The organism is Arthrobacter sunyaminii, assembly GCF_018866305.1.
In the GTDB taxonomy this organism is placed as follows: Bacteria; Actinomycetota; Actinomycetes; order Actinomycetales; family Micrococcaceae; genus Arthrobacter_B; species Arthrobacter_B sunyaminii.
The window spans coordinates 2,106,738-2,124,628 of sequence record NZ_CP076456.1 but is presented as its reverse complement, the minus strand read 5'-3'; the positions used below and the strand labels follow the sequence as shown (position 1 = coordinate 2,124,628).

Annotated in this window: 17 protein-coding genes and 1 tRNA gene; 14 read left to right on the top strand and 4 right to left on the bottom strand. The window is 64.4% G+C overall.

All coding sequences use genetic code 11. The features are described 5' to 3' along the window. Nucleotides 1–85 precede the first annotated feature (85 nt). On the bottom strand, nt 86–1,399 hold the full coding sequence (locus tag KG104_RS09510) for a hemolysin family protein (protein ID WP_207346877.1): 1,314 nt from the start codon (nt 1,397–1,399) through the stop codon (nt 86–88). A 159-nt stretch (nt 1,400–1,558) separates the two neighbouring features. Then, nucleotides 1,559–1,641, bottom strand: a tRNA-Leu gene (locus KG104_RS09505). A 147-nt stretch (nt 1,642–1,788) separates the two neighbouring features. Between KG104_RS09505 and KG104_RS09500 the strand changes: the two genes are divergently transcribed. Together KG104_RS09500 and KG104_RS09495 are read left to right on the top strand one after the other, a co-directional pair. Beyond that, nucleotides 1,789–3,123: a M20/M25/M40 family metallo-hydrolase gene (locus KG104_RS09500; protein WP_207346876.1), complete on the top strand. Its 1,335-nt coding sequence runs from the start codon at nt 1,789–1,791 to the stop codon at nt 3,121–3,123. Between the two features lie 26 nt (nt 3,124–3,149). Continuing rightward, on the top strand, nt 3,150–4,301 hold the full coding sequence (locus tag KG104_RS09495) for an acyl-CoA dehydrogenase family protein (protein WP_207346875.1): 1,152 nt from the start codon (nt 3,150–3,152) through the stop codon (nt 4,299–4,301). Between the two features lie 48 nt (nt 4,302–4,349). On the opposite strand, the gene KG104_RS09490 is transcribed toward KG104_RS09495, so the two are convergent. Beyond that, nucleotides 4,350–4,583 carry a DUF5703 family protein gene (locus KG104_RS09490; protein ID WP_104054244.1) on the bottom strand — a complete coding sequence of 78 codons (234 nt, stop codon included), beginning with the start codon at nt 4,581–4,583 and terminating at the stop codon, nt 4,350–4,352. Nucleotides 4,584–4,624: 41 nt separating this feature from the next. Here KG104_RS09490 and KG104_RS09485 point away from each other — a divergent pair, with 41 nt between their 5' ends. The 3 genes from KG104_RS09485 to mshC are packed head-to-tail and all read left to right on the top strand — an operon-like array spanning nt 4,625 to nt 7,104. Next, complete coding sequence (locus KG104_RS09485; RefSeq protein ID WP_104054245.1) at nt 4,625–4,927, top strand: hypothetical protein; 303 nt, start codon at nt 4,625–4,627, stop codon at nt 4,925–4,927. A gap of 42 nt (nt 4,928–4,969) precedes the next feature. After that, entirely contained in the window at nt 4,970–5,794 is an 825-nt protein-coding gene (locus KG104_RS09480; RefSeq protein WP_104161090.1) for an undecaprenyl-diphosphate phosphatase, read from the top strand. A 23-nt stretch (nt 5,795–5,817) separates the two neighbouring features. Then, nucleotides 5,818–7,104 (top strand): cysteine--1-D-myo-inosityl 2-amino-2-deoxy-alpha-D-glucopyranoside ligase, encoded by a 1,287-nt coding sequence (gene mshC / locus KG104_RS09475; RefSeq protein ID WP_207346874.1) that lies wholly within the window; start codon nt 5,818–5,820, stop codon nt 7,102–7,104. A 15-nt stretch (nt 7,105–7,119) separates the two neighbouring features. Here mshC and KG104_RS09470 read toward each other — a convergent pair whose 3' ends face one another. Next, nucleotides 7,120–7,998, bottom strand: coding sequence for a PAC2 family protein (locus tag KG104_RS09470; RefSeq protein ID WP_237688569.1), 879 nt, complete (start codon nt 7,996–7,998; stop codon nt 7,120–7,122). A 102-nt stretch (nt 7,999–8,100) separates the two neighbouring features. Here KG104_RS09470 and KG104_RS09465 point away from each other — a divergent pair, with 102 nt between their 5' ends. From KG104_RS09465 to pafA, 9 genes are all read left to right on the top strand, one after another. Further along, entirely contained in the window at nt 8,101–8,829 is a 729-nt protein-coding gene (locus tag KG104_RS09465; protein WP_104161088.1) for an HAD family hydrolase, read from the top strand. After that, a complete protein-coding gene (locus KG104_RS09460) occupies nt 8,826–10,004 on the top strand; it encodes a site-2 protease family protein (RefSeq protein WP_237686875.1) in 1,179 nt (392 codons plus the stop codon). The genes KG104_RS09465 and KG104_RS09460 overlap by 4 nt, the downstream gene beginning before the upstream one ends. Nucleotides 10,005–10,062: 58 nt before the next feature. Next, nucleotides 10,063–11,130, top strand: a complete 1,068-nt coding sequence (locus KG104_RS09455) for a tRNA (adenine-N1)-methyltransferase (RefSeq protein WP_104054250.1) — start codon at nt 10,063–10,065, stop codon at nt 11,128–11,130. 127 nt (nt 11,131–11,257) lie between these two features. Beyond that, entirely contained in the window at nt 11,258–13,021 is a 1,764-nt protein-coding gene (gene arc / locus KG104_RS09450) for a proteasome ATPase (RefSeq protein ID WP_104054251.1), read from the top strand. Continuing rightward, entirely contained in the window at nt 13,018–14,628 is a 1,611-nt protein-coding gene (gene dop, locus KG104_RS09445) for a depupylase/deamidase Dop (RefSeq protein WP_237686874.1), read from the top strand. The genes arc and dop overlap by 4 nt, the downstream gene beginning before the upstream one ends. Before the next feature lie 71 nt (nt 14,629–14,699). Then, complete coding sequence (locus KG104_RS09440) at nt 14,700–14,903, top strand: ubiquitin-like protein Pup (RefSeq protein ID WP_104161086.1); 204 nt, start codon at nt 14,700–14,702, stop codon at nt 14,901–14,903. Between the two features lie 3 nt (nt 14,904–14,906). Next, the gene (gene prcB / locus KG104_RS09435; RefSeq protein ID WP_104054253.1) at nt 14,907–15,731 is read left to right on the top strand and encodes a proteasome subunit beta; all 825 of its coding nucleotides are present in this window, start codon (nt 14,907–14,909) and stop codon (nt 15,729–15,731) included. A gap of 2 nt (nt 15,732–15,733) precedes the next feature. Further along, complete coding sequence (gene prcA, locus KG104_RS09430) at nt 15,734–16,525, top strand: proteasome subunit alpha (RefSeq protein ID WP_207346873.1); 792 nt, start codon at nt 15,734–15,736, stop codon at nt 16,523–16,525. Further along, nucleotides 16,525–17,886, top strand: a complete 1,362-nt coding sequence (gene pafA / locus KG104_RS09425) for a Pup--protein ligase (RefSeq protein ID WP_104054255.1) — start codon at nt 16,525–16,527, stop codon at nt 17,884–17,886. Before prcA ends, pafA begins: the two co-directional genes overlap by 1 nt. Nucleotides 17,887–17,891: the final 5 nt, after the last annotated feature.

The window sequence follows — 17,891 nt, the reverse complement described above, 5'->3', positions numbered from 1 at the left end:
GCGCTTCAGAGCGGCATAGCAATGTTACGGGAAATGACTGAGGCCCGCGTAACCGAAGTCGACCAAAGCCCGCCCGGGAGGAAGGTTAGTCAGCTTCCTTTGAATCGGGAATGACGCGGACAGCCACAATGCGCCGGCGGGAAAGGCTAAGCACCTCCAGCTCGCACCCCGGCGCCCCGACCACATCTCCGGGCCTGGCAATCCGGCCCAGTCTTTCCATAATGTACCCGCCGACCGTTTCATATTGTCCTTCCGGAAGGGCGAAGCCGGTCAGCCGCTCGAACTCCTGCAGGATCAAAGCGCCGTCAACCACCAGATCGCCGCGGATCCGACGGTGCCTGTCCTCGGGGTCCCGCAGGGTGTCGTACTCGTCGTAGATCTCCCCGACCAGCTCTTCCACCAGATCCTCCAGCGTGACGATGCCGTCCGTGCCGCCGTACTCATCCGCCACCACGGCGATGTGGCTGCCGTCCCGCCGCATGCGGGACAGTGAGGGGACAACCGGCGCGGTGCCCGGAAGGAAATGGATGGGGCGGGCAATGTCCCCGAGCGTGCGCGGCCCACCCAAACCGTTGCCGCCGTCGTCCTCCTCCCGCAGGAGGTCCCGCACATGGATGAAGCCGACGACGTCGTCCGGTGAGTCCCTGATGACCGGGTACCTCGAGTAGGGGAGCACATGCACGATGGCCCGGGCCTCGGCCACCGTCAGCTCGGCGGAAAGGAACTTCACTTCGGGACGGGGACGCATGACCTCCTGCAGCAGCCGGTCGCCGGCGCCGAAAACGTCGGAAAGGATGCGCCGGCTATCCTCTGCAAGGACGGGGCTGGCTGCCACCATGTCCCACAGCTCCTGGGAGGTGATCGGGGGCGTCTTGACCTTGGGATCGCCGCCGAGGACCCGGACCACGGCATCCGTCGATACTGAGAGGAGCTTGATGACGGGCCGGATGATGACGGCGAAGACATTCAGGGGAGGGGCGAGGAGACGGGTGAAGCGCTCGGCGTTCTGCATGGCCAGCCGCTTGGGCACCAGCTCACCCAGGACCAGGGACAGGTAAGCCACGGCCAGGGTCAGCAGGATGAAGGCGGTGGCGTCCGCTGCGGCCGGTGCAAAACCCAGCCCCCGCAGTGCCGGTGCCAGCGCGGGAGCAAGGGCGGAAGCTCCGTAGGCGGCGGAGAAAAACCCCGAAAGGGTCACACCAATCTGGATGGATGACAGGAACAGGTTGGGGTTGCGGGCCAGCTCGGCGATCTTCCTGCCGCCGGCCCCGGATGATTCGATGCGGCTGATCTGGCTCTCCCGCAGTGAGACCAGCGCCATCTCGGTTCCGGCGAAAATTCCTCCCAGCAGGACGAAGAACACGACGAGCAGCAGGTTGAAGAGCGTTGCGCCATCCATAGACCCGAGGGTACCGGCGCCGTGCCGCCGCTGACAGGGAAGAACAGCTGCGCACGATGCACAGGAGAAGATGTGTTCAACGTCACGGATAACTAATCCGGTGTTCGACGGAAGGCAACAAAAAACCCCGGAATCCAAAGGATTCCGGGGTTTTGATTGTGCGCGGAGGGGGACTTGAACCCCCACCCTCGTTAGAGGACTAGCACCTCAAGCTAGCGCGTCTGCCATTCCGCCACCCGCGCTTGGGTGTTTGCCGCAAGCTCTTTAGTCGTTCAAAAGCTGCGGAAGCAACGGGAAAAACTCTAACACGGTTTTAGCCGCAACCGTAAATCGGCGCTGGTCAGGCACTCGGTGGCTAGGCTGGGCACCAATCACTTCGAAGGAGAAACATGTCTGAGTCCACTGCGTCTGAGTCCGCCGCGCGCCCAACAGCCGCCGAAGATGAAGTCACCCGGATCTGCCAGGAGCTTATCCGCTTTGACACCTCCAACTTCGGGGACGGCTCAGGTCCGGGGGAGCGTGCCGCCGCCGAGTACACCGCAGGACTGATCGAGGAGGTCGGCCTGCACACGGACCTCTTTGAGTCCGCGCCGGGCCGTGCCTCGGTGGTCACCCGGATGGAAGGCAGTGATTCCTCTTTGCCCGCCCTCGTGGTGCACGGCCACTTGGATGTGGTGCCGGCGCAGAAACAGGACTGGTCGGTTGATCCGTTCAGCGGCGAAGAACGCGACGGTCTGATCTGGGGCCGCGGCGCCGTGGACATGAAGGACATGGACGCCATGATCCTGTCGGTGATGCGCCAGATGGCCCGTTCGGGCGCCAAGCCCCGGCGGGACCTCATCTTCGCGTTTTTCGCTGACGAGGAGGCCGGCGGCCAGTACGGTGCGGGCTGGGCGGTGGAGAACCGCCGGGAACTGTTCGACGGCGCCACGGAGGCCATCTCGGAGGTTGGCGGCTTCTCCGCCACCATCGGGGGCAAACGCACCTACCTGCTGCAGACCGCGGAGAAGGGCATCTCCTGGCTGCGTCTGGCTGCCCACGGGCGGGCCGGACACGGCTCCCAGATCAACACCGACAACGCCGTCACCCGGCTGGCCCGCGCCGTCGCCACCATCGGCGAGTACCCCTGGCCCATCGAGCTCACTGACACCACCCGTGCCTTCCTGGACGGCGTGACCGAGCTCACCGGCGTCGAATTCGATCCGCAGAACCCCGAGCGGCTGCTGGCGGAACTGGGCACCGTGGCCCGTTTCGTGGGTGCCACCCTGCAGAACACTTCCAACCCCTCGGTGCTCAAGGCCGGCTACAAGCACAACGTCATTCCCGGCAGCGCCGAGGCCCTGATTGATGTCCGGACTTTGCCGGGCCAGGAAGAACAGGTCCTGGCCCTCATCAAGGACCTCGCCGGCCCGGGGATCGACGTCAGCTACGAGCACAAGGACGTATCCCTGGAGGTTCCGTTCAAGGGAAACCTGGTGGATTCGATGATCGGCGCGCTGCAGGCCGAAGATCCGGGTGCCCCCGTGCTCCCGTACACGCTCTCCGGAGGCACCGACAACAAGTCGCTCAGCCGCCTGGGCATCACCGGCTACGGTTTTGCGCCGCTGAGGCTGCCGGAGGACCTGGACTTCACCGGCATGTTCCACGGTGTGGACGAAAGGGTGCCGGTCGATTCCCTGAAGTTCGGAACCAGGGTCCTCTCCCGGCTCCTCACCAGTTACTAGCCTTTCCTCCTGAAAGGATCCAGTGCATGAACGTCGAAAACATCCTGACCCCCGACCGCCTGGAACGGCTGCGTGGACGCGCTGCCGGTTATGACCGCGACAACAGCTTCTTCACCGAGGACCTCGAAGACCTGCGCCGCGCCGGCTACTTGTCCCTCTTTACCCCGCAGGAGGCAGGCGGTGCAGGATTCACGATTGGCCAGGTAGTCCAAAGCCAGCGGCTGCTGGCCACCGCAGCCCCCGCCACGGCGCTGGCCGTCAACATGCACCTCGTCTGGTGCGGCGTGGCCCACCTGCTGGCCCTGCGCGGGGACGATTCCCTGGCGTTTATCCTCGAGCACGCCGCCCGGGGGGAGCTGTACGCCTTCGGCATCTCGGAACCGGGCAATCCTGCCGTCCTGTTCGATTCCAAGACGGCTGCCGTTCCGCAGGGGGACGGGTCCTATGCGTTCACCGGCACCAAGATCTTCACCAGCCTCTCGCCGGCGTGGACAAAGCTGGGTATTTTCGGCCGTGACGACTCAGTGCCCCAGGAGCCCCGGCTCATTTTCGGGTTCGCCCCGCGCGGCACTGAGGGCATCATCGTCAAGGATGACTGGAACACCATGGGCATGCGGGCCAGCCAGTCCTGCACCACCGTCCTGGATCACGCGGTCCTGTCCAAGGGTCAGCTGGTCCGCAGCACCCCGGTGGGACCGCACTCGGATGCCTTCGTCTTCGGCATCTTCGCCCTCTTTGAAACCCTGCTGTCCGCCGTCTACACCGGCATCGGCGACCGCGCCGTCGAACTGGCCGTGGAAGCCGCACAGCAGCGGACGACGGCGGGGGGCGGCAGCGGGGCCCACGACCCGCACACCCGCTGGAAAGTTGCGGATGCGGCGATTCGGATGGACGGGATCCATCCGCAGCTGGAAACGATGGCCCGTGATCTGGAAGAGGGCGCCGACCACGGAAGCCTGTGGTTTCCAAAACTGTCCTCGCTGAAGTACCGGGCCACCGAAACAGCACGGTTGGTGGTGGAAACGGCTGTCCGCGTAGCCGGGGGCAGGAGCTATTCCCGGGGTGCTGAACTGGAGCGCCTCTACCGTGACGTGCTTGCGGGCATGTTCCACCCCTCAAGCGAGGATTCTGTGCATGCGTCGGTAGCCAATGCCTGGCTGGGGCCGGTGCCGGACTAGGCCAGTGTCTGGGGTAAATCCGGCCGCTGCGCTGCAGCGGGGTTCGAATCAGGCAGTGCGGCGGACCCGCATGATCCGGCGGCGCAGCCAGAAACGGCGAGCTCCGCCGCGATAGATGCAGCTGCGCTGGAGCTCCCATTTGCCGTACTCGGCATGTTCGGTGATGATCCGGCGTGCCTCGGAGAGGGAATCTCCGGGGTTCACCGACACCACAAGGTACTCATAGTCCCGGATATTTTCGTTTGGCCGGCGGACGCTGGGCCGAAGAATTTGTTCTCGCATTTCCCTCCAATTTTGCTCACTTTACCGCTAACGTCTAGGGCATGAGCATAGATCCGCATGTTGCGCTCCAATCCCTCGTGGCCGCACTCGAAGAACATCTGACGGCGGCCTCGCAGCGCCGGGGAGACAAGGACCCGGTGGTGGAAGCGGCCTATCTGGCTGTCGCGGATGCCTTCGAGGTCTATGAGGAAGTCCTCTATGACGCCTACGGCGAGGTCACGCCGCTTGAGATCTACGAAGATGACGACGAGGATTTTGACGCCGATATGGATGCCGACGCGGAGTTCGTCAACGATCCCCGCGACGCGGGGGAACGCTCCTCCGGTGCGCAGCCGGGAGGGTAGCGGGTTCGGGCCCCAACTGACGGTGCCCTAGAGTATTCCCTTGTGAATTGGTTTGAAGCACTCTTCCTCGGTCTCATTCAGGGTCTTACTGAATTTCTCCCCATCTCCTCCAGCGCCCATCTGCGGATTGTGGGCGAGCTGCTGCCCGGCGCGCAGGATCCGGGGGCGGCCTTTACGGCCATCACGCAGCTAGGCACGGAGACGGCCGTGGCGGTGTACTTCTGGAAAGACATCGTCCGGATCGTCAAGTCCTGGTTCGGGTCGCTGACCGGACGTGTTCCGCGCAATGATCCGGATGCCCGCATGGGCTGGCTGATCATCATCGGAACGCTGCCCATCGTTATCCTCGGGCTTCTGTTCCAGGACCAGATCGAGAGCACCTTCCGCAGTCTGTGGATCGTCGCCACCATGCTGATTGTCTTCGGCATCATCCTGGCGATCGCGGATGCCGTGGGAAAGCAGCAGCGCCGTCTGGACCAGCTCACCTACAAGCACGGCATCCTTTACGGGCTCGCGCAGGCCATGGCGCTGATCCCCGGCGTCAGCCGTTCCGGCGGAACCATCACCGCAGGGCTGTTCATGGGCTACACCCGCGAGGCTGCCGCCCGGTATGCGTTCCTGCTGGCCATTCCTGCAGTCTTCGGCAGCGGCCTTTTCCAGTTGGCCAAGTCGCTGGATGAGCCGATGGTGTACGGCGGGTGGGAGACTGCCGGAGCCACCCTTGTTGCCTTCATCGTGGGATTCATCATCATCGGGTGGTTCCTGCGCTACGTTTCCAGCCGCAGCTACAGCCTCTTTGTCTGGTACCGCATCCTTCTCGGCGTGGTTATTTACATCCTGCTGGGCCTGGGTGTGCTGACTGCCTAGGAAGGGAAAGTAGAGTTGTCCCTGTGATTGCCTGGAAAAACTTCCCCCTGCCCGTCCTGCCCGGAAAATCGCCGGACCTGGTTCTCCACGACACCGCCCTGGACAGCGCCGTTCCGGTGCGCACCGACGGTGAGGCCAGTCTCTATGTCTGCGGTATCACCCCCTATGACGCCACCCACATGGGGCATGCTTCGACCTACGTAGCCTTTGACCTGCTGAACCGGCAGTGGCGGGACGCAGGCAATACGGTCCGCTACGTGCAGAATGTCACGGACGTTGATGATCCGCTGCTGGAACGAGCCAACGCCAAAGGCCTGGACTGGCGGGAACTGGCCCTCGAGCAGACCCAGCTCTTCCGAGACGACATGGAAGCACTGAACGTCCTGGCTCCGGATCACTACATCGGCGCGGTGGAAGCCATTGACTGGATTGTGCCGGCAGTGGAGGATCTGCTTCGCCGCGGCCTTGCCTACCGTGTTCCCGGGGATGGCACCAACCCCGCCGGCGACGTCTACTTTTCCGTCGATGCGGCCTCGGAAATGGACCCGGAGGATCCAGCGGCCTGGCATCTGGGCAGCGTTTCCGGCCTCAAGCCCGAACAGATGCTCCCGATCTTTGCCGAACGCGGCGGCGATCCCCTGCGCCCCGGCAAGCGCAATGCACTGGACCCGCTGCTGTGGCGCGTGAAGCGGGCCGGTGAACCCTTCTGGGACGGCGCAACGCTGGGGGAGGGGCGCCCCGGCTGGCACATTGAGTGTTCAGTCATCGCCCAGCGTTTTCTCCCGGCTCCGTTCACCGTTCAGGCCGGCGGCTCGGATCTGGTCTTCCCTCACCATGAGATGAGCGCCGGCCACGCCTACGCCTGCAGCGGAAGCCCGCTGGCCCGCCATTACGCGCACGCCGGCATGGTGGGCCTGGACGGCGAGAAGATGAGCAAGTCCCTAGGCAACCTGGTACTGGTTTCCCAGCTGCGGAGCCAGGGCACTGATCCGGCTGCCATCCGTGCAGTCCTGCTCAGCCACCACTACCGCACCGATTGGTTCTGGACGGATGATCAGCTGACCAGTGCCGAGCAGCGCCTTTCCCGCTGGCGCAGCGCGCTGCCCAATACCAGCCGCGCCGAAGCCGAGCAGATGCTCACTGAGGTGCGCACGGCAATGGCCCGGGATCTCGATGCACCTGCCGCTTTGGCCGCAGTGGACGCGTGGGCGGTCATGGTCGCCGAGAGCGGCCGGGCGAACACCGTGACCGCAGACGGCGCCGAACTGGCTGCTTCCACGCTGGACGCCCTGCTGGGTATTCGGCTCTAGCCCGGGGCAGAGCCCCTAGTCGCGCCGGCGGCGTTTGAGATAGCGCTCAAACTCGCGGGCAATCGACTCGCCGCTGGCTTCCGGAAGCTCCGCCGTGTCCTTCGCTTCTTCCAGCTGGCGCACATAGGCGGCGATTTCCGGATCCTCGGTGGCCAGTTCGTCCACGCCCCGCTCCCAGGCATCGGCTTCATCGGTCAGCAGCGCCGTGTCCAGGGGTGCCTGAAGCAGTTCCTCGATGCGGTGCAGCAGGGACAGCTGCGCCTTGGGTGAGGGGGAGTGCCCCACATAGTGGGGCACTGCCGCCCACAGGGACACAGCGGGAATGTCGGCCAGCCCGGCCATTTCCGCCAGCACCCCAACGATCCCGATGGGCCCCTCATAGTGGGAAGACTCCACCTTGAGTTCCTCGCGCAGGTCACTGTCTTCGCAGGTCACCGTCACGGGAATCGGGCGGGTGTGCGGCACGTCGGCCAGCAGCGCGCCGGCAAGAAGGATGCAGTCGACTTCCAGTTCCTTCGCCAGTGCAATCAGCTCTGCGGTGTAAGCCCGCCACTTGTAGGAAGGTTCAACACCGGAAACAAAGATCACGTCCAGATTGCTGTTCGGAACCTCGGCCTTGGAAATGCGGGTGCTTGGCCATTTGATCCGTTTCTCGCCGGACGCCAGCCGCTCAATCACCGGCCGGGTGAACTGGAAATCGTAGTACTCATCCGCGTTCAGGCTGGCGATCTTCTCGCTTTGCCAAAACATGCTCAGGAACTTCACGGCGTCGCTGGCAGCTTCGCCGGCATCGTTCCAGCCTTCAAAGGCCGCCAGCATGACGGTGGTGCGCTCTTGGGAGCCGCCGTAAAAGTCCTGGAGGCCTACGGGCGGGGTTTCGTCGGTATTGCTCACAGACTCACCATATGTCCGGCGCGCTGTGTTGTCAGGACCGCGGGCAGCCCTTCGCCGAGAGCAAAGTAAACCCGTCAGCCGCCGCCCCTTAGACTGGGATGCATGTCTTCTTCTGTTCCCAATGCCCTGCAGATTGATCCCCGGTACGCCCCGCTCCAGGCGGTGCTGTGGGATATGGACGGCACGATCGTGGACACGGAACCGTATTGGATCCAGGCGGAGAAGGATCTCGTTGCCGAGTACGGCGGCTCATGGACGGATTCCGACGCCGAATCAATGGTCGGCCAGGCCTTGACCTACGGTGCCGGGATGCTGCAGAACGCAGGCGTTCCCCTGACGATCCGGGAGATCATTGACCGGCTTATTTCGCAGGTGACGGTGAAAGTCCGCACCCAGATCCCCTGGCGTCCCGGGGCCCGCGAACTGCTTGCCGAACTTCGCGAAGGCGGTATTCCGTGCGTCATGGTGACCATGTCGGAGCCCGTGCTGGCCAATGAGGTGTGTCGCCAGCTGCCTGCCGGGACCTTCGAGTTCCTGGTCACGGGAGACATGGTCCAGCAGGGAAAGCCCCATCCGGAGCCCTACGAGCTGGCCTTCGACCGTCTTTCGGAGCTGGTCCCCGATCTGGTGAAGAACCGTGTGGTTGCGATCGAGGACTCCCTTCCGGGGGTCACCTCCGCCGGCGCGGCGGGCCTGGTGACGCTCGGTGTTCCCCATTTTCTTCCGCTGCCCCCGGACGAGGGCCGGCATGAATGGGAAACACTGGCCGGCAGGACAGCTGCGGATCTGGCCTCGCTGGTGACCTCGGCGCCGGCAGGGGCAACGCGTTGAGCACTACCCCCGGAGCCGGTACACCGGCGCCCGTGCGGAACGGGATACCCCTGGGACGGATCGCCGGGGTGCCCGTCTACCTGGCCTACTCCTGGTTCATTATTGCCGCCTTCATAGTGGTGTTTTTCGGCCCGCTGGTCCGGCGAAGTTTTCCGTACCTCGGTGCTGGCGCCTACGGGGTTGCGCTGGGATACGCCCTGCTGCTGCTGGTCTCCGTGCTCATTCACGAGCTGGCCCACGCCGTCCTCGCCCGGAGATACCGCTGGCCGACGACAAAAATCGTGCTGACCCTCTGGGGAGGGCATACCCAGTTCGGCAGCGTGCAGACAACGCCGGGGCGGTCCCTGCTGGTGGCCTTGGCGGGACCCGCGGCCAACTTCGCGCTGGCCGGCGCAGGCTGGCTTCTCCTGGTGGCGGTGCCGCTGAATCCGGTGGCAGCGCTGCTGGCCCAGATTTTTGTGTGGGCAAACCTGCTGGTGGCCGTCTTCAACGTGCTGCCCGGCCTTCCCCTGGACGGCGGCCGGATCGTGGAATCGGCGGTATGGAAGGCCACCGGTTCCCAGGACCGGGGCACCGTAGCCGCCGGCTATGCGGGACGAATCATCGCAGCCCTGCTGGCTGCCGCCGTCGTCATTCCGCCCTACCTGCGCGGCGAAGCGCCGGACCTGCAGCTGATCCTGCTCACCGCGCTGATTTCTTCCTTCCTCTGGATGGGTGCCGGAGCCAGTATCCAGAACGCCCGCGTCCGCCTGCGGCTGCCCCAGGTCAGCGCAGGCGCCCTCATGAGCCCTGCGGTTTCGCTGCCCGCCGGCTCGACCGTGTCCAGCGCCCGGGCCCTGCTGACGGCGAATCCGCACGCGGCACTGGTCATCACTGCCGTCACGGGGCAGCCCTGGGCCGTCGCGGACCGCGGAGCACTCGCGCTGGTGCCGGACAACCTGGCGGCGAGCACACCGGTGGACGCCGCAGCCCGCCCCCTGGCTCCCGGAGCGTATGTGCCGGTGGTCGCCGCCGGTTCAGAACTGGTGGAGTACCTCGCTAAACTTCAGGGCAGTGAGTATGCCGTCATAGACCACGACGGCTCCGTGATTGGCCTCCTGACCCAGGCGGTTGTCCTGGACGCCATATCGGCCAAGCCCGGACGGCGGCAGCGTCCGCCGGCATCCCCGCGGTAAATTTCCGCCCCCTTTTTCTTCACAGACCAGCAACACCCGATCCAAAGGAACGTTACCCATGAACTCGGAAACTCCGGGCCAGACTGCCGCTACAGCACCCCACGGCGCCGACAACCGCCGGGGGCCGCTGCGTCCGGGGGAGCGCGTCCAGCTCACCGACGAAAAGGGCCGGCACAGCACCATCACCCTGACCGAGGGCGGCGCTTTCCACACCCACCGCGGGTTCCTGCCCCATGACACGATCATCGGCAAGCCCGAAGGCACGATCGTCACCAACACCACGGGCCAGCAGTACCAGGTGCTGCGGCCCCTGCTGTCGGACTTCGTCCTCTCGATGCCCCGCGGTGCCGCCGTGGTTTATCCGAAGGACGCCGGCCAGATTGTCACCATGGCCGACATTTATCCCGGCGCCCGCGTGGTGGAGGCCGGCGTGGGCTCCGGCGCGCTGAGCATCTCCCTGCTGCGTGCCGTGGGAGATTACGGCTCGCTTCATTCCTTTGAACGGCGCGAAGAGTTCGCGGATATCGCACGGGGAAACGTGGAAACCTTCTTCGGGGGCCCGCACCCCGCCTGGAACATCACGCTGGGCGACTTCCAGGAAGAGGTTGTCCGCACCGAAGAGCCCGGCAGCGTTGACCGGGTGGTTCTCGACATGCTGGCTCCTTGGGAGTGCACCGACGCCGTAGCCACCGTCCTGGCACCGGGAGGCGTCTGGATTTCCTACGTAGCCACTGTCACGCAGCTGTCCCGCACCGCCGAGGCAATCCGCGCCGACGGCCGGTTCACCGAGCCCGACGGCTGGGAATCCATGGTTCGCGGCTGGCATCTGGAAGGGCTGGCCGTTCGTCCGGACCACCGCATGGTGGCACACACAGGATTCCTGCTGACCGCCCGGCGTCTGGCCGAAGGCGCCACCGGACTGGTGGCCAAGCGCCGCGCATCCAAAACCAACTTCAGCGAAGAGGACCTCAACGCATGGACGCCCGCTGCCGTTGGCGAGAGGGAAGTCTCGGCCCACAAGCTGCGCCGCGCTGCCCGTGACGCCAGTTCCAAGGTGCAGCGCGGGGCCCTGGAAAACGCCGAAAAGTACAACGCGGATCAGGACGGTACGCCGGAAACGCCCTAGCCGCAATCGGGCCGGCGGATAACTGCCGGCCCGATAAATACAAGAGGTGCCAACCGGTGTTTTGCCTCCGTTGCTGGGTTATCGTCAGAGGCTAGAGTCCCTGCGCAACGTGAAGGTGGTCGTAAGCATGGTTGGAGCAGATAACAACGTTGAATCCGGGGCTGAAGATCCGCGCGGATACCTCGGCGGAACAGGCGGCCCCGGGATCGACGCCCAGCAGGCCGCCGTGCTTCGGGAGAAGCTGCGGAACGTGGACCGGCAGCTGGCAGCCCTTACCCACAACAATGCCCGCTTGGTGGCGATGCTGGAGACGGCAAAGTCGGAGATCATCCGGTTGAAGGACGCCCTCGAGAAAGAGGGCGCCACGCCCTTTAGCTTCGCGACTGTCATCTCGGTGAACCACCGGGCACCGGCCAGCAGGGGCAAAACCACAACTGCGGCAGTCCAGGACAGTCTGGACATCATTCAGTCCGGGCGCAAGCTCCGCGTTTCGGTCAGCCCGCTGCTGGACATGGACCAGATTGTTCCCGGGCAGGAAGTTCTCCTGAACGAGTCGCTGGTCGCCGTCGCGTCGCTGGGCTTCGAGCGCAGCGGGGAGCTGTTCACCGTCAAGGAGCTGCTGGGCACCGACCGCTGCCTGGTCATCGGCCGGGCCGACGACGAACGGGTGGTCCGCCTCAATGGTCCGCTGGTAGCCGAGAAGGTTCGGGTGGGAGACGCCCTCACCGTCGATACACGAATCGGCTACGCCTTGGAGAAGATCCCCCGCAGCGAGGTGGAAAACCTGGTCCTGGAAGAAGTTCCGGACATCTCCTACTCGGATATCGGCGGCCTGGGACCCCAGATTGAGCAGATCCGTGACGCCGTCGAGCTGCCCTTCCTGCATCCGGATCTGTACCGGGAGCACGGCCTCAAGGCACCCAAGGGCATCCTGCTGTACGGCCCTCCCGGCTGCGGCAAAACCCTCATCGCCAAGGCGGTGGCCCACTCGCTGGCCGCCCGGGTCATGGAGCAGACCGGATCCCTGGGAACCCGCAGTTACTTCCTGAACATCAAGGGCCCGGAGCTGCTGGACAAGTACGTGGGGGAGACCGAGCGGCACATCCGGCTGATTTTCGCCCGCGCCCGTGAAAAGGCCTCCGGCGGAAGCCCCGTTGTGGTGTTCTTTGACGAGATGGACTCGCTCTTCCGTACCCGCGGAACCGGTATTTCCTCCGATGTTGAAACCACCATCGTTCCCCAGCTGCTCTCGGAGATCGACGGCGTGGAGAAACTGGAAAACGTCATTGTCATCGGCGCCTCCAACCGCGAGGACATGATCGATCCGGCCATCCTGCGTCCGGGCCGGCTGGACGTGAAGATCAAGATCCTGCGCCCGGATGCCGAAGGCGCGGCGGAGATCTTCGCCAAGTACCTGACGCCGGACCTGCCACTGCACCGGGACGACCTCGCCGAAAACGGGTACGACCCGGAAATGACGGTCCGGGAAATGATCCGCCGGACCGTGGAAAAGATGTATGCGGAGGACAAGTCCAACGAATACCTGGAAGTCACCTACGCCAACGGTGACACCGAAATGCTGTACTTCAAGGACTTCAATTCCGGTGCCGTGATTCAAAACGTCGTGGACCGGGCCAAGAAGTACGCCATCAAGGACCTGCTGATGCTGCACCAGCGCGGCCTGCGGATCGATCATCTGATGCGTGCAGTGGTGGATGAATTCCGTGAGCACGAGGACATGCCCAACACCACCAACCCGGACGACTGGGCACGCATCTCGGGCAAGAAAGGCGAGCGCATCACCTACATCCGCACCATCATCCAGGGCAAAGCCGGGCAGGAACCCGGGCGCACCATCGAAACAACAGCCAACCCCGGGCAGTATCTATGAGCGTGCGCCGCGTCATGGGCACGGAAACCGAGTACGGTGTGCTGGCGCCCGGGATGCCCGCGGCCAACGCCACCGTCCTGTCCAGCCAGATCGTCAATGCCTATGCAGCTTCGCGCCGGAGCGGTATGGGCAATTTCAGCGGCACCCGGTGGGATTACACGGACGAGGCACCGCTGAATGACGCGCGGGGATTTGCCGTGCCGCGGACGGCAGCGGATCCGACCCAGCTGACCGATGCTCCGCCGGTGCTGGACGCGGAACAGATTGCCATGGAGGGCGGCGGTCCGGCCGCCCTCTACGGGGAGCAAACCACCGACAACCCGGTCTTGATGAACATGGTGCTGGGCAACGGTGCACGCCTCTACGTTGACCACGCGCATCCGGAATACTCCTCCCCGGAAGTAACCACTCCGCGCGATGCGGTCCTGTGGGACAAAGCCGGGGACGCCGTCGTACTGGCAGCGGTGCGGTATATTGCCGCCGCACCCGGGTTCTCGCCCGTAAACCTGTATAAGAACAACACCGACAGCAAGGGGGCCTCTTACGGGTCCCACGAAAACTATTTGGTTCCGCGCAGTGTCCCCTTCACCGACCTGGTCCGCGGCCTGGTGCCTTTCTTTGTCAGCCGCCAGGTCATTGTCGGGTCCGGCCGGGTGGGGATAGGGACCAACAACCAGCGCCAGGGCTACCAGCTGAGCCAGCGGGCGGATTTCTTTGAGGCGGAGGTGGGACTGGAAACCACCATCCGCCGGCCCATTGTGAACACCCGCGATGAACCCCATGCCGTGGCGGAAAAATACCGGCGGCTGCACGTCATTATCGGAGACGCAAACCTCAGCGAGGTATCCACGCTGCTGAAGGTGGGGACCACGTCCATTGTCCTGTCCATGATTGAGGCGGGCACTGCGCCGGAAGTGGAGCTGCGGGATCCGGTGGGCGCGCTGCAGGCTATCAGCCATGATCCGAGCCTTGAGCGGCTGGTGGAGCTCAAGGACGGACGCATGGTCTCCGGCCTCGACCTTCAGGAGATTTATCTGGAGGCTGCGGCGCGGCACTGCCGCAGCGCAGGGACGGACCCGGACACGGAGGACATCCTTACCCGCTGGACGTCCCTGGTTGGAACGCTGAAGCGCGATCCCCTGGAGGCCGCAGCGTCTGTGGACTGGGTGGCAAAACTGAAACTGCTGCAGGCGTACCGCAACCGGGACTCCCTCGCCTGGTCCGATGCCCGGCTGCATCTGGTGGATTTGCAGTATTCGGACATCCGTCCGGAGAAGGGGCTGTACCACCGGCTCGCCGCCCGCGGTCAAATGGAACGCATCCTGACCGACCAGGAGATTGCACGGGCGGTCAACGAGCCGCCCGATGACACGCGGGCCTATTTCCGGGGAAACTGCGTTAGCCGCTTCCCTCAGCAGGTGGTGGGGGCCAGCTGGGATTCGATCATCTTCGAGCTCCCCTCGCGCCGGCGCCTGCAGCGCATCCCCACGCGTGAACCCCTCAAGGGAACCCGTGCCCTGACGGGTGAATTGTTTGAAGCTTCCGTGGATGCGGAGGACTTTGTCACTCGACTCCTGTCCGGTCCGGAACATAGCGTGGCACCATAGGCACTAGCAGTTGGGTTCCGATTGTCAGGACCCGTCACAGGGCCGGACTCCGGCCAAGGAAGGCAGGCATCATGGCAACCCAGGACCGCAGGAACACCGAAGGACGCACCGGGGAAGAGGAACTGGAAGAGACGCCTCCTCCCGAAGCCGGCCCGGAAGCGGGCGCGTCAGCGCAGACCGAAGGTGTCGACGACCTTTTGGACGAGATTGACGGCGTGTTGGAAAACAATGCCGAGGAATTTGTCCGTGGCTTCATCCAGAAGGGCGGACAGTAGCGGATGACCCCTCAGGACCCCGCGTCAGCGGTTCACGGGGCGGCGCCGCCGTCCTTCAGCGATCATCTCGCCCGCCACCACCCTGAGCTTCTGCCGTCATCCCGCCGGCTGGGCCCGGCTTCTGCAGCGTCAACGTCTGCGGCCGCACCGCAGGCCACCACCATTGTGGCCCTGACCTATGCGGGCGGGGTGCTGATGGCCGGCGACCGGCGGGCAACCATGGGAAACATGATTGCCAGCCGACACATCAAGAAGGTTTTTCCGGCGGACAACTACTCAGTGGTCGGCATTGCCGGAACGGCCGGACTGGCCATCGACATGATCCGGCTGTTCCAGGTGGAACTGGAGCACTACGACAAAATCGAAGGAACGCCCATGAGCCTGGACGGCAAGTCCAACCGGCTCGCGGCCATGGTGCGCTCCAATCTGCCCCTGGCGCTTCAGGGGCTTGCGGTGGTGCCGCTGTTTGCAGGTTATGACACCGAACGCCACCTCGGCCGGCTGTTTTCCTACGATGTCACGGGTGGGCGTTACGAGGAGTACGAACACCACAGCGTGGGTTCCGGATCGGTGTTTGCGCGCGGAGCACTCAAGAAGCTCTGGAAGCCGGGGCTGGACGAGGAGCAGGCGGTGGCCGTGGCAGTGGAAGCCCTCTATGACGCGGCCGACGACGACTCCGCCACCGGCGGCCCGGACCTCGTGCGGCAGCTGTGGCCTGTGGTGTACGTGGTCAACAGCGCCGGTGCCAGGGAAATCCCGGAACGGGAACTGCACATAACGGCCCAGGAACTGGTTAGCCGCCGGTCCGCAGCAGGATTGGAGGGCTGACCATGACACAGCAGTTCTATGTATCTCCCGAACAACTGATGAAGGACCGGGCGGACTTTGCCCGCAAAGGCATCGCCAGGGGACGCTCCGTGGTGGTGCTGACCTGCCGCGACGGCATCGCGCTGGTCGCGGAGAACCCCTCGCCGTCGCTGCACAAACTCGGGGAAATCTACGATCGGATCGGGTTCGCCGCAGTCGGCAAATACAACGAGTTTGAGAGCCTGCGCCAGGCCGGTGTCCGCTACGCCGATGTACGCGGCTATTCCTACTCGCGCGATGACGTTTCGGCCCGCGGCCTCGCCAGCGTCTATGCCCAGAGCCTGGGATCCGTCTTCACGACGGAAGGAAAGCCGTTCGAAGTGGAACTGGCTGTGGCCGAAGTGGGTGCCGAACCGTACCAGGACCACCTGTACCGGCTGACGTTCGACGGCTCGATAGCCGATGAAAGCAACTACGTGGTCATGGGCGGTCAGGCGGACGTCGTCAATGAGGCACTGGCCCGGTCCTGGAACCAGGACACCGGTTTTCCCGATGCCATCCGCACGGCCGTTGGTGCCCTCTCCGCCACCCGCGCCCCTGCGGAGCCCACGGGCACCGCCAACGGATCCTCCGGTTACGGAAACCCCGGCAGCGCTGCCGACGCCGGAGCTGCCCCGGAGCGCCTCGGGGCAGGGCTGCTGGAAGTGGCGGTCCTGGATCGTAATCCGATGTCCTCACGGGGAACGGTCCGGGCATTCCGGAGAATCAACACCGTAGAGCTGGACCGTTTGCTGTCCGGCCCGGAGGGAGACTGATGGACCGCAGGATCTTTGGGATTGAAACCGAGTTTGGAATTGCCTACTCGGGTCCTGACTCCCGTCCGCTCTCACCCGAGGAAGTGGCACGTTATCTGTTCCGGAAAGTAGTCAGCTGGGGGCGGTCCTCCAACGTATTCCTGACCAACGGTTCGCGGCTCTACCTCGACGTCGGTTCCCATCCGGAGTACGCCACCGCTGAATGCGATGACCTCGCCCAGCTCGTGGCGCATGACCGGGCCGGTGAGTTGATTCTGGACGACCTCGTCGATGAGGCAGAGGACCGGCTGCGGGCCGAGGGGTTCAACGGCAGCGTCTACCTGTTCAAGAACAACACTGACTCTGCGGGGAACTCCTACGGAAGCCACGAGAATTACCTGATTCCGCGGCGCCTGGAATTCTCCCGCCTGGCGGACATTCTTATCCCGTTCCTGGTCACCCGGCAGCTGCTGGTCGGCGCGGGCAAGGTGCTCAAGACGCAATCCGGGTCCCTGTATGCCTTCTCCCAGCGCGCGGACCACATTTGGGAGGGCGTGTCCTCCGCCACCACCCGGTCCCGTCCCATCATCAACACCCGCGACGAACCGCACGCCGACGCCGAGCATTACCGCAGGCTGCACGTTATCGCGGGGGATTCCAACATGTCCGAGACCACTACGCTGCTGAAGGTCGGTTCCGTGGACCTCATGCTCCGCGTCATCGAAGCGGGGACGGTGATGCGCGATTTACGCCTGGAGAATCCCATCCGCAGCATCCGGGAGATATCCCACGACCTGACCGGTTCACTGCCGCTGAAGCTTGCCAACGGGTCAACCATGACCGCCCTTGAGCTGCAGCGCATATTTCTGGCCAAGGCACAGGACTTCGTGGCGGCCAACGGGGCCCACAACCGCCACGTCCCCCGGGTGCTGGATCTGTGGGAACGGACCCTGGATGCCATTGAGTCACAGGACACCTCCGGTATTGACACGGAAATTGACTGGGCCATCAAGAAGAAGCTTGTCGACCGGTACGCAGAACGCGATTCGCTGGAGCTGTCATCTTCGCGGCTGGCGCAGCTGGATCTGACCTACCATGACATTTCCCGGCGCCGCGGACTCTTCTATCTCCTTCAGTCCCGCGGGGAAACGGCACGGGTGGTGGAGGACAGCGACGTCAAGGAAGCCGTGGATATTCCGCCCCAGAGCACCCGGGCCAAGCTGCGCGGTGATTTTGTCCGCCGGGCCAAGGCTGCCAACCGTGACTTCACGGTCGACTGGGTGCATTTGAAGCTGAATGACCGGGCGCAGCAGACGGTCCTGTGCAAGGATCCGTTCGCTGCAGTGGATGAGCGGGTGGAAGCCCTCCTGGCCACGCTCTAAGGCAG